Below are 12,723 nucleotides of genomic sequence, written 5' to 3'. Positions count from 1 at the left end.
CTAATATAGCCCAGAACTTAACTCCATTTAATCAAAAGCATCCACTTATTTCACCAAAAGCACCATCCCAACCCAATCTAATATAGCCCAGAACTTAACTCCATTTAACCAAAAGCATCCACTTATTTCACCAAAAGCACCGTCCCAACCCCATCTAATATAGCCCAGAACTTAACTCCATTTAACCAAAAGCATCCACTTATTTCACCAAAAGCACCGTCGCAACCCCATCTAATATAGCCCAGAACTTAACTCCATTTAACCAAAAGCATCCACTTATTTCACCAAAAGCACCGTCCCAACCCCATCTAATATAGCCCAGAACTTAACTCCATTTAACCAAAAGCATCCACTTATTTCACCAAAAGCACCGTCGCAACCCCATCTAATATAGCCCAGGGCTTTAGCCCTGGGAACTCAGCGCGCATCCAGCAGATTCAGCTTAAGCTCGTCTATCATAAACTCCAGTGTTTTCTGGGCTTTGATGCTATTGCCTGATTTGTCGAGGGGCGGAGAGAATACGGCGATAGCGAGTTTACCGGGTGCCACTGCGATAATACCGCCGCCTACGCCGCTTTTGGCGGGCAGGCCGGTATGGTATACCCAGGAGCCGGTATTATCGTATAGTCCTTCCGTCATCATGGTGGCCAGTATCCGGGGACACAGCCCTGCCTCGATTACTTTTTCCTTTGTCACCGGGTTAAGGCCTTTGTTGGCCAGGGTTCCGGCCATAATGGCCAGGTCGCGGGTACTGGAGCCATAGGAGCAGGCGCGGGTGTAGAGGTCTACGGCCTCGCTGATGTCTCCATAAAAGCGGCCATAGGAGTAGAGCAGCCAGGCGATGGCTCTGTTATGCAGATTGGTGGCTGTTTCAGAAGCATATAGCTGTTGTATGACTGATAACCTGCGGGCCGCGAATCTGGCTATCAGGTCGTCAATCATAGTCCATTTAGCAGCGCTGCCGGGGGCTTTCACAAAGCTGTTGGTGGCCATGGCACCGGCATTTACCAGTGGGTTGACCGCCCGCTGCGGATCCAGTTCTACCGCCAGTACCGAATTGAAAGGCATGCCGGTAGCGTTTACGCCGATACTGTCTTCTATCGCCTGGGGTCCTCGCTGCTGCATGGCCAGTGCCAGTACAAATACTTTGGAGATCGATTCTATCCCGAACTCAAATTTGGTGTCACCCAGCTCCAGCACTTTTCCATCAGCAGTACAAACAGCGATACCATATAACTTAGGGTCAATATCCGCCAGATAGGGAATATAGCTGGCATTGGCGCCGCCGCTGGTATTTTTGAATCTGTCATAAGCCTGCTGCATTACTTCACGTATACGCTTTTCCGTTAGCAATTCATTTTTTTGCGCGTAGCTGCAGTGAGGCCATAACAGGGAAATGCCCATTAGGAAAAACAGTATTCGATTTATCATACGGTGTATTTTAACAGGTTCAGAATTTATACATCATGGAACACTGAATCCGGCTGTTCTCTCCGGCGGAACCATCTATATTTTTCTTTTTTCCATAGAGAAACTCTATACCAGCTTTTACAAAGTAGGAAGGGTAAAACAACAGGTTAACCACGCCATACTGGGTAGACTGCAGATCTGTAGGAGGTTGATAGGCCTTTGTTTCCATCCTCAGATAGGCATACCCGATCGTAGAGCTAAACTTGTCGCTCCACCAGAAGTCATAAAAGCCCATTACAGTCCATACGGGTATGTTCTGTACAATGGTTCTGGTTTTGGCGATGGCATCCAATCCCAGGCCGTTCAGATCGATGATATAGCGGGCAATACCATGGCCATAAGTAGTCCCATATACGAAAATATCTTTGCCCCTTACTGAAGTTTCTATCGTGCCGGTGAGGTTCAGGCCCCAGCCTATATTGGTATGATCTCTGTCGAGATAATTATCATAGGTAATGGGATGGAAAAGGCCCGCCAGTTGTATATGGGTGGCATCGGTGAAATTGTAGCGGTACTGTGCTACCACATCCGGGAACAATTGCCGGGACGTAAGCCCTGAATCAGCAGGTAATTTCGTATCGCTGCCCGGACTTTCCATGCTGAAGGCAAGGGTGGATTTTTTAGTCAGTGGCCCGGTATAACGAACCTGTATCTGCCGGCCAAAAGCCATGGCATTAGGTCCCTGATAGTCCAGTATGTTGGGAAACACGTCGATATCCATAAAGGTAGACCAGGTTTGGCCACCGCCCCATTTACCCAACTGACCCCAGGCATGGCGCAGCCGGGGTATGGCAGCACCATTGCTGTTAAAAAGATCTACTTCCAGCAAGGTCTTCAGCTCACCCAGTCGTGTATCAGAAGCGGATAAAATGGTAAACCGGGTCTGCCGTGCAGCAAAGGTTAATTGGCCCTCATCTTCGTTGTTGATCGGGATGGAAGAGGGAGCAAATGCTTCTTTGTTGCCCATCTCTTTAAAATCATAAATAAAATCTCCCTGTACAAACCCACCAATCGTAAGCTGTGTTTTATGTACATCTGCCACTACAAAACCGCCATAACCACCGGCTTCCAGATTACTTCTGGTTTCCGTGCGACGCTCCGGCTGTGGCCTGATGATCCGGTTCTCTATCTTCGATACCTTGGCTTCCAGACTGTCGATACGCCGGCGCAGACTATCCAGCGTCTGTGCTTCCAGCACCGACAGCATCCCTGATACCAGTAAGGTGGTGAGTAGTAGTTTTCTGCCCATAGGTAAAATGCCTGAAAAGGCCCGTCTTCAGTATTTTAGAAGTTGATATACGCTGCTTAAGAGAGCAAAGGAACAGGATATAACGTTGAAGTATATACGAAATAAAAAATCATACAGGCATCACTGTACCAATAAAAAAAATTTAAATACGTTGATACATAACAGCGCTGCTTCCTTCTCCTGCGTAGCTATTAGAACACGCCTGAAGTAAATAAAGTTCAAAAGGGAGCGTTATTTCTCCCCTGAAAAGGGGCAAAAAAATGGGAAATAACTACATAGCACAAGCCATGTTAACAACAAATGCCTATACGATCTAAAAGCGCCAAATTACTGAAGGGGAAAGGGGTCAACAAAAAACTATTCCCCGTAGGCGTCGGAGGAATAAGGGGAGGCAGCTTCCAGAATCTGATAAGCTTCGAGCAAAGCCCGTACTTCCATCACCATGGATGCCAGCCTGCCTGTCTCTGCCGGCGTCAGCAACATCATCACATGATCTGCCGGCAAAGGCAAACAAATACTTTTTTCATTCTCCGGATAACAGGCTTCCTTACCGTCTGACAAGCGGACAACCATATCTGCAAAACAAGAAAACTCTTCCGGAGCAAGGTTAACAACACTGGTACCAAAAGCAAGCTGTATACCTTTACAGTGAGGGCAACGGATCACATATCCATTCTGACCATGATATAAAGTCTGATAATTACACATAAGCTATCGCGGTTAGTGCCTCCAGCGGCCGGTTGTACGGCCGCTGTCAGGACTTTTGTTTCATCACTCTTTACTAATAATGGTGTTACAAACAACAGATACTTTCTCTTTCTATGTATCGAAGCATATTTTTATACAGCAAAAGTAAACCGTGGTATACAAGTACTATTATCGGATCAGGAAAACGATTTACGCAAAAAGGAAAGTTTCCTTAACATTTTTTTAGCAACCGGTATCCTAAAAAGTGTCTTCCTTCTGCCGGCATTAAGCGTCGTGTATACGTCAAGGTTAGTATTTCAGAAGAAGAATAAAATGGGGAGCATGCATAAGAAATGATGGTCGCCCTACCCGGGATAGGGCAACCACCGGCCCGCAGGAACAATTTTTCCGCCATTATCCCGCAGGTTATGCTGGGAGAGTATATACATATACTCTCCTGATGGGACTCAGATAAAAAAGTCCATCAAAGTATTTTTATCGTATCAATAAGTGTAATGAATACACTACCAACATCAGTAGTTTGATGCAGAGGATAGTGGGTACAAACTGCGGCCAGTTAATTTGTTTCTCAAAGCTACGTCACAAAACTGTAAGAGGTTTATCGAATCGGGAAATTTTATATTAAGAAAGAAAAAACAGCATATTATTCCGCTTTGAACACCAGCCGCTTTGAATTGATACCAGCGACTATACCATAGCCATTACGCACATTCGTAAATACCGTAACTGGCTCAGTGATCAGTCCTCCGGTGGTCCTTTGCTGCATTGATATAGAGCGGAAATAAAGGTAGGCGTTTTTAGTCAGCGCACTGACCTCTACCATTACCTGCGAAGCATTGATGGGCAGGTCCGTTTCAAGCACGAAGGTGGCTGTTTTGCCATCGAAGCGTGTGTCGCTCATCATCAGCGTGGGATAGTAGCTATTGGCGATGGCATCGATAAGATTATTACTTAAAACAGGGTCCAAACGGAATGAGCGAATAGTATCCGGCGTCATATCAGGTCCATAGGTAAAAAGGCGTATCTGGTAGTAATCCGGTACACCGGCACGGTCTTCCAGTATAAACTGCACCTTGGTGCTGCCACGCTGTGTAGCAGGATCATAGACAACAGGCGGAGGAGGCAGGGTATCTTCTCCACTCACGGGTATCATACCACTGGCAGCAGCTTTTATCGTATATACCTTACCGGTAGTCATCTTTTCTTTTGATACAAAATAGGTTCGCCCTTTGATCACCTGCGATTGTAAAGGTGTCAGGTCTACACCATCCTGCTGCAACACTACCTGGGCATTGCTGATCTCCTGAAACCCGCTATCATCGTAAACATTAGCCGGCACACTACGGGTAACGCGGATATAAGCCACACTATCCGGCTGCAGTAAACTATTCACCACAATTTTATCGCCATCATAAGGCAACTGAATATTCACCCGCTGTTCACAGCTGGTCAGCAGCCCTGCCAATAATAATATTCCACCAGCAAAAAACATTCTCATACTATTCATTTTAAAACTTGATAGAATAAGTAATACTAGGTAGTATAGGCAATACCGTTATCTTCGACAGGTAGCGTTGTTTTTCTATTTCATCCCGCTTCATATAATAAATGAACGGGTTCTTCTGGTTGTATACATTGTAAATGCTGAAGTTCCAGCTTTTACGCCAATATTTTTTCTGTTTGGAGTAGGTGATACCCACATCCAGGCGGTGTATATCAGCAGCCCGGTAGTTATAGCGGCCGTCGTATCTGTCTACCGACACATCGGTGTTCCCGGGGTCCCAGGGAGAGGCGGTGCCTACACCATGGTAACTGGACACTGGCAGGGTGAGTGGCGCCCCGGTCGTATAATGCCAGGAAGCAGATAGTTCCCAGCTTTTGCCGATACGTTGCGACAACACAACTTCCACATCATGACGATGGTCGTATTTATAGGGGAATATTTTTCCATTGTTGACACCAGGAAACTGACGATTACTCCAGGACAATGTATACCCTATCCAGCCAGTGGTAGAACCTTTCTGTTTTTTCACCATTACCTCTCCGCCGTAGCTCCAGCCTTTACCAATCACCACACTCTCATCCCAGCGTTTCACGTCTTCATTGATCAGCATATCATTGGTCGCATACTCAATCATATTGTACATCGACTTGTAATACCCTTCCAGCGAAAACTCAAAAGCGAGGTTGGTGCTGGTTTTGGCAACACCTGCAGCCACCTGCCGTGAATACATGGGTGCCACCCGTTGGGTGGAAGGTACCCATATGTCTGTAGGCAGGGAAGTACCGGCTGTAGACAACAGGTGAATATACTGGTTCATATGGGTATAGGAGGCTTTCACCGCCCAGTTGCGTGGCAGCATATAGCGCAGTCCCAGCCTTGGTTGTATGGAATGATAAAAGCGGCCTTCCACCAGAAAACCGGAAGCGTGAAAACCCACATTGGCAAACAGATCGGGCAGCAGCCGCCAGTCATCTTCCGCATACAGCAGCATTTCAGCCCCTCTGGTCCGGAAACCGGTACCCGTAGAATCCAGTGGTTTTATAGTACTTCCCTTGTCGGAGAATTCACTGATGCCCGGTTTGAAATAATGTCCTGTCAGTGCACCACCAAAACGGATAGAGTGGTTAGGCATAGGCCGGTAGTCAAAATCTACTTTGATGCCGGCGTTTTCCATACGGGAGCTGTATTTACCATACTGATCGGAGGTTGTCCCCACCACCGGCATGGTGTATTTAAATCCGAATTCTGTCCGGAAGGCGTACTGGGAATAATTAAGGCTGATGTTGGAAAAAAGTCGGGTATTGTAGATATGATTCCATCGCAATCCGCCAATGGTATTACCCCACTTCAGCTGAAAATGGCTGCTTTCTGTAAGACGGCCGGCATTGTCCATATTCATTGTATCCGGTACTGTGCGGATCAGCAGATTATCTTCTCCTTTATATAAGCTCAGGTAAATACGGTCTTTGGCTGAAAAGATATGGTTGATTTTGGCGTTGACATCATAAAAGTAGGCAAAAAAAGCACCATCTTTTCCGAAGTCGGTGTCTGTTTTGAGTGCCATGTTATATACGAGGTCGGGGTAAGAGCGGCGGGCAGAAACGATGAAAGATGTTTTGTCTTTTACAATAGGTCCTTCCAGGTTAAACTTGGCCGATATCATTCCGATGGCCACATCACCATGATAATGCCGCATGTCCCCGTCTTTGAGGGAGATGTCCACCACAGAGGAGAGGCGTCCGCCAAAGCGGGCCGGGAAAGCGCCTTTATAGAGGTCGGCTGATTTTACCACATCGGCATTGAGCAGGGAGTATACCCCGAAAAAATGGGAGAAGTTAAATACAGGGGTGCCATCCATGAGGATAAGGTTCTGGTCCGGGCTGCCGCCACGTACATGGAGACCTCCAGCGCCGTCCATACCACCGCCAACGCCGGGCATAGACTGCAGGGTGCGCATCACATCAGCTTCTCCTAACAGTTTAGGCATTGACTTTACAGCTGCCAGTGGCAGGTTTACCTTGCTCATCTGCGTCTGGTCCTGCAGTTTTGTTTTATCTGTACCACTGATCACCACTTCCTGCAGGCTGGGCAGGGGCTGCAGCGGTACCAGCAATATCCTGTTGGCCTGGCCTTCTACCGGCAACAGTGCAGACTCGTATCCTACATAGGACACTACCAGGCTGTTGGTATCTTTAACAGTCGTTAAACTGAAGAATCCATACTGATTAGTAGTAGTTCCCTGTTTAAGGGAAGGGGCATAGATAGTGGCTCCGGGTAGTTTTTCGCCACTTACTGCATCCTGTACATATCCGCTGATGGTACGGTTGATACGCCTTTCCTGTTGTAGTACCAGCTGGTCTCCTACCCGGGTAAACCGGATATCATCGGGCGCAAACAACTGCTCCAGCAGGCTTCTGAGCCGCTGTTGATGAGCTGTGACGGTAATTTTACGGGATAAGTCTACAAGTTCCCTGCTATATGAAAAATGGATGCCGTATTCTTTCTCCAGTATTTCACACACCACCCTTAGGGGCTGGTCCCTTACTACCACTGTGACTCTTGTTTGCCAATCCCACCCTGAAACTTTTAACGGGAAACATAATATTATACATATGGTACCCGTCACCAGTTTTCCGGCTAACGACATAATTTAATGAATGACTTGTTATTGGGATATATACTACCACAGTACCTGCAACAAACGATGAATAGCGAACTTGCGGGGAGATCAGCGGTATGATCTCCCCGCAAGTTCGCCATAATGTTATAGGTAATGTCTATTTCAATTTATACTGTCTGTCACCTGTCTTCTCCCATGATGCATTAAGCGTCATGGCCAGCGCACTGATAACCTCATCAATGCTTTCACCATTAAAGGTGGTGCTGACCGTCAGCTTCAGCAGGGAAGTATCTTCCAGCTCCACTTTCACATCATACACTTCTGTAATCGTATGTAATACTTCTTCCAGCGGTGTATCCCTGAAAGCAAGTGACTTTTTCTGTATGTCCTCCACATGTGCGGCGATACGGAAAACCGGACGAACACTGTCGTGCTGCAGCAACATGCCTGGTGTAAGCACTACGCTGTCGGCTTTCTCATGATCGATCACCATCACCTTACCACTGGCAACATGAACGGAGAGGGCCTGTTTGTCGGGTTCATAACGTACCGTAAAACGGGTACCCAGCACTTTCACTTCTGTACGTCCGAGCATCACAATAAAGGGTTGTGCTGCATTGCCGGCTACATCAAAGGTAGCCACACCCTGCAGGCTCACTTTTCTGTTGCTGGTATTGAAGCCTCTGGCCAGTTCCAGCCTGGCGGCTTCCTCCAACTGTACACTACTGCCATCCTCCAGGTGGGCCATCATTGGCCCCGCATAAATGGCAGCTGGCTTTTTACCTGCTATAAACCACCATCCTGCTCCCAGGACTATCAGCAATACTGCGGCTACTTTGAGCCAGGTATAAAGACCTCCTTTTCTGCCACCCGGCACGGCTGTCATGACCGGCCCGGGCTGTGTTTCTTTGGGAGCCACGTCCATTTTTTCATACAGCTGCTGCCAGGAGCGGTCCGTATCTACTTTTACGTCCACCGCCTGTTCAGTGGCGGTGCGCAGCACTTTATGAAGTGACGCCAGCAATTCGGGATTGCCTGCATCTTCCTGTAACCAGGATTCTACCCAGGCATGCTCCTCCTTGTCCGCTTCTCCCAGCAGATACTTGCAGAGCAAGGTATACAGTGCCTCATCAGAAAAGGTTGATGTCATGCGTAGTTGTAAGTTTTTGTTGTTCCTGCCACCGGCAGGGGGTCTAAATAAATAGACGCATGGGAAAATGTACTTCCCCTATGCGTCCTCTATTTTTTTGAAAATAAAATTATAAGCAACAGGGGCAGGTATTCTTTCAGTTCCTCATGCAGGATACGAAGTGCCTTCCCCATATGATTCTCAACAGTTTTTACCGAAATGTCGAGGGTGGCTGCAATCTCAGCATATTTCATCTGCTGTTGCCGGCTCAGGACGAAAACTTCCCTACACCGTTCCGGCAGTCGCTCCAGCGCCTGCTGATACAGTCGTTCCAGTTCCCTGGCCTGGTCTGTGGCCTCAGTGGCCGTATCCCTGATATTACTGTAATAGGTTTCCCGGTCAGACCTGACATTTTCCTTACGCCACTGACTGATGGCCGTATTCCGGATAGCCGAAAACAGGTATGCCTTTACCGGGCCGGTAATAGTTATACTATCCCGCTTTTCCCATAGCCGCAGAAACACTTGCTGAACTACTTCCTCCGCCCCGTGGGGATCTCCCATGTAGTGAGTGGCAAAGGCTATGCATTGAGCATGATTTTCCCGGAACAATAATTCGAATGAATGGAGTTCCAACATGATGAGGCACAAATATAACTATGATTTATCTGATTTTCCTGATTCTCCTGACGTCCAAAGACCGTTTTATGCTAATTTTTTGTTATACTTATTCAGATAAATGACGAATGAATGTTTTTATATTTTTTCCTTCCAAAACATAAAAATATTCTCAAACACCCCTCTTTCCTCATCAGGAGAATCAGAAAAATCAGGTAAATCACCGTTACCTCTTCGCACATAGAGAGAATCATTGAAATCATATACATCACAGTTAAAAATCATTTAAATCATAGTTATCTTTGTCGCGCAATGTACCAACTGATTAAAAAACTGTTATTCCGCATTCAGCCGGAAAAGATCCACCACCTTGTAATGCGTGGGATGAAAACAATTTATGCGCTCCCGTTTGGCAAAAATGTACTGAGAGCCTGCTGTGATGTTAAAACCAGCGGACTGGAACGGGAATTATTCGGCCTGCATTTTTCCAACCCGGTAGGGCTGGCTGCAGGTTTCGATAAAGACGCCAAATACATTGATGAACTGTCCTGTCTCGGATTCGGGTTTGTTGAAATCGGGACTGTTACCCCGCTGGCTCAGCCAGGCAACGACCAGCCGCGCCTTTTCCGCCTCCCGGCAGATAAGGCCCTGATCAACCGGATGGGCTTCAACAATGAAGGAGCCCCCGCCGCAGCTAAGAGACTGCAACGTAAAAAATCTAATATTATCGTTGGCGGCAACATCGGTAAAAACAAAAATACTCCCAACGAAGAAGCTGTCAGCGACTACGAAAAGTGTTTTCACGCCCTTTATGACGTGGCAGACTATTTTGTCGTAAATGTCAGCTCTCCCAATACACCCAACCTGCGGGCCCTGCAGGAGAAGGAACCCCTCAAGCAGCTGCTTCATCATCTGCAACTGCTCAACGCACAGAAACTCAAACCCAAACCTATTCTGTTGAAGATAGCTCCCGACCTGACCAACGAGCAACTGGACGATATCATCGAAATCGTACAGGAAACCAAACTCGCAGGTATCGTGGCTACCAATACCACCATCAGCCGGGAAGGCCTCGCCACACCGGCAGCCACGGTTACGGAAATTGGTGCAGGCGGACTAAGTGGTCTCCCTGTAAAAGAAAAATCCACGGCCGTGATAAAATATATCCATACCCGTAGTAAAGGCAACATTCCTATCATCGCCGCCGGTGGCATCTTCACCGCCGCCGATGCACAGGAAAAACTGGATGCCGGCGCTTCACTGGTACAGGTATATACCGGCTTCATTTACGAAGGACCTACCATCGTAAAGAAGATCTGTGCAGGGCTGCGTAAATAATACCGCATCTCAATTACAACCTATATGGAACAATTTCTGACTGCTGAATCGCTCATCAGCCTCTTTACGCTGGTGCTCATGGAAGTCGTGCTGGGCATCGACAACGTTATCTTCGTATCCATCGTCATGAACCGGCTCCCCGCCGAAAAACGCCCCGCTGCACGACGCATCTGGATGTTTACCGGCATCGCTGTACGTATTATCCTCCTGCTCTGTATCGGATACATTGTCAGGGCTGTCAACCCGCTGTTCCACATCGGCAGCCACGGCTTCAGCCTGCGCGACCTGATCATGCTGGGAGGCGGCCTGTTTCTGCTGATCAAAACCACGCTCGAAATCCACCACAAACTGGAAGGGGAGGAAGAAACAGCCCAATCCATCAACAGTAGCAAGTCTACCACCTCCATGATCAACGTGGTAGGTCAGATCATCCTCATCGATACGGTCTTCTCCTTCGATAGTATCATCACTGCCGTTGGTCTCGCCAAACAAGTGCCCATCATGATCATCGCCGTTATAATCGCCATGATCGTCATGTTCCTGTTTGCACCCCGTATCAGCGACTTTATCCACAAACATCCCACCCTCAAAATGCTGGCACTATCCTTCCTTGTAATGGTAGGCGCTATCCTCATCGTAGAAGGCTGGGACGCGGACAAAGCCCATGATCTCCACCTGAAAAACTATGTTTATTTCGCAATGGCTTTCTCCTTCGGCGTAGAAATGCTGAATATGAGAGTACGCAAAAAACATGGCACTCCCGTGGAACTAAAAGAGCCTAAATTATAATCCCAGGGCTGAAGCCCTGGGCTATTTTCGATTTTAATAGATGGGCTAAGCTGGTAGCCCGATACAATAATAGCCCAGAGGCTTAGGGCTGGATAAAAATGAGCAGGGCCCGGGAAACACATCCCGGGCCCTGCTCATTTTTGTATATCATTATTTCCAAGGCTAAAGTCCTTGGCGATTTTCTATTTTAATACTCCAGGCTAATTTAAAACCAATATAGCCCAATGCTTCAGCCCCAGAATATTTTCTATTTTAACACCCCGGGCTAATTTAAAACCAATATAGCCCAATGCTTCAGTCCCAGAATATTTTCTATTTTAACACCCCGGGCTAATTTAAAACCAATATAGCCCAGGGCTTCAGTCCCGGAATATTTTCTATCTTAACACCCCAGGCTAATTTAAAAACCAATATAGCCCAATGCTTCAGTCCCAGGATATTTTCTATTTTAACACCCCGGGCTAATTTAAAACCAATATAGCCCAATGCTTCAGTCCCAGGATATTTTCTATTTTAACACCCCGGGCTAATTTAAAACCAATATAGCCCAGGGCTTCAGCCCTGGGATCAAAAATTTTGCGCGGCGTTCATCAATGTCACGGCAACGATGCCGGCTGTTTCGGTGCGCAGTCTGTTTTTTCCCAGAGACACTGGCTCAAAACCCTGTTCCAGTGCCAGCTGGATCTCTTCCGGTGTAAAATCCCCTTCCGGCCCTATCAGCAGCAAGGTGTCTTTTCCTGGCTGCATATGGTGTTGCAACTCCTTTTTTTGTTCCGGTAAACAGTGTGCGATCAGTTTCTGCGGATCAGCAGCATTTTTAACTACCTTATCAAAAGGTTGCGGCTCCTGTAACTGTGGCAGGTAAAACTGCTGTGATTGCAGCATAGCCGACACCAGTATGTTTTGCAGTCTTTCTGCCTTCACTTTTTCCTTTTCCGTCCGCTGGCTTACCAGGGGGATGATGGTCTGGATGCCTATCTCAGTAGCTTTCTCCAGAAACCACTCTATCCGTGAGGTGTTTTTAGTAAAGGCAATGGCTATACGAAGTGCCGGAGCAGGGGCTGGCAGTGTTTCCGTATGGGTGATCTTTACACTGCAACGTTTGCGGTTGTCGTCTGTGATCACTGTGCTGTAACGATGACCACGGCCATCCGCCAGCAACACGGTATCACCGTTTTCATGCCGCAGCACCTGGATACAGTATTTGGAAGTATCCTCATTCATCGTATAAGCAGTAGCGCCTTCCACTATATCGGGCGCATAAAAGATAGGCAGGTCCATGGGCGCAAAGATAACTTT

Annotated in this window: 10 protein-coding genes; 2 read left to right on the top strand and 8 right to left on the bottom strand. The window is 47.4% G+C overall.

All coding sequences use genetic code 11. The features are described from left to right. Nucleotides 1–417 precede the first annotated feature (417 nt). From glsA to KD145_RS22970, 7 genes are all read right to left on the bottom strand, one after another. The gene (gene glsA, locus KD145_RS23000) at nt 418–1,431 is read right to left on the bottom strand and encodes a glutaminase A (RefSeq protein WP_212001976.1); all 1,014 of its coding nucleotides are present in this window, start codon (nt 1,429–1,431) and stop codon (nt 418–420) included. A gap of 19 nt (nt 1,432–1,450) precedes the next feature. After that, nucleotides 1,451–2,719 (bottom strand): DcaP family trimeric outer membrane transporter, encoded by a 1,269-nt coding sequence (locus KD145_RS22995; RefSeq protein ID WP_212001975.1) that lies wholly within the window; start codon nt 2,717–2,719, stop codon nt 1,451–1,453. Nucleotides 2,720–3,076: 357 nt separating this feature from the next. Beyond that, nucleotides 3,077–3,427, bottom strand: coding sequence for a DUF6686 family protein (locus KD145_RS22990; RefSeq protein ID WP_212001974.1), 351 nt, complete (start codon nt 3,425–3,427; stop codon nt 3,077–3,079). A gap of 643 nt (nt 3,428–4,070) precedes the next feature. Further along, a complete protein-coding gene (locus KD145_RS22985; RefSeq protein ID WP_212001973.1) occupies nt 4,071–4,925 on the bottom strand; it encodes a DUF4249 domain-containing protein in 855 nt (284 codons plus the stop codon). 10 nt (nt 4,926–4,935) lie between these two features. Then, a complete protein-coding gene (locus KD145_RS22980) occupies nt 4,936–7,482 on the bottom strand; it encodes a TonB-dependent receptor (protein WP_212001972.1) in 2,547 nt (848 codons plus the stop codon). A gap of 226 nt (nt 7,483–7,708) precedes the next feature. Next, nucleotides 7,709–8,701 carry a FecR domain-containing protein gene (locus KD145_RS22975; protein ID WP_212001971.1) on the bottom strand — a complete coding sequence of 331 codons (993 nt, stop codon included), beginning with the start codon at nt 8,699–8,701 and terminating at the stop codon, nt 7,709–7,711. Nucleotides 8,702–8,790: 89 nt separating this feature from the next. Continuing rightward, a complete protein-coding gene (locus tag KD145_RS22970; RefSeq protein ID WP_212001970.1) occupies nt 8,791–9,318 on the bottom strand; it encodes an RNA polymerase sigma-70 factor in 528 nt (175 codons plus the stop codon). 291 nt (nt 9,319–9,609) lie between these two features. Between KD145_RS22970 and KD145_RS22965 the strand changes: the two genes are divergently transcribed. Both KD145_RS22965 and KD145_RS22960 read left to right on the top strand, forming a co-directional pair. After that, nucleotides 9,610–10,635 (top strand): quinone-dependent dihydroorotate dehydrogenase, encoded by a 1,026-nt coding sequence (locus KD145_RS22965; protein WP_212001968.1) that lies wholly within the window; start codon nt 9,610–9,612, stop codon nt 10,633–10,635. A 24-nt stretch (nt 10,636–10,659) separates the two neighbouring features. Then, nucleotides 10,660–11,424, top strand: a complete 765-nt coding sequence (locus tag KD145_RS22960) for a TerC family protein (RefSeq protein ID WP_113615411.1) — start codon at nt 10,660–10,662, stop codon at nt 11,422–11,424. Nucleotides 11,425–11,991: 567 nt separating this feature from the next. Here KD145_RS22960 and KD145_RS22955 read toward each other — a convergent pair. Next, nucleotides 11,992–12,705 carry a 16S rRNA (uracil(1498)-N(3))-methyltransferase gene (locus KD145_RS22955; protein WP_212001967.1) on the bottom strand — a complete coding sequence of 238 codons (714 nt, stop codon included), beginning with the start codon at nt 12,703–12,705 and terminating at the stop codon, nt 11,992–11,994. Nucleotides 12,706–12,723 lie beyond the last annotated feature (18 nt).

The sequence above is a fragment of the Chitinophaga sp. HK235 genome (genome assembly GCF_018255755.1).
Lineage (GTDB): Bacteria > Bacteroidota > Bacteroidia > Chitinophagales > Chitinophagaceae > Chitinophaga.
Note: the sequence above shows the minus strand (reverse complement) of the source record. Positions and strands in the feature narration are given on the sequence as shown.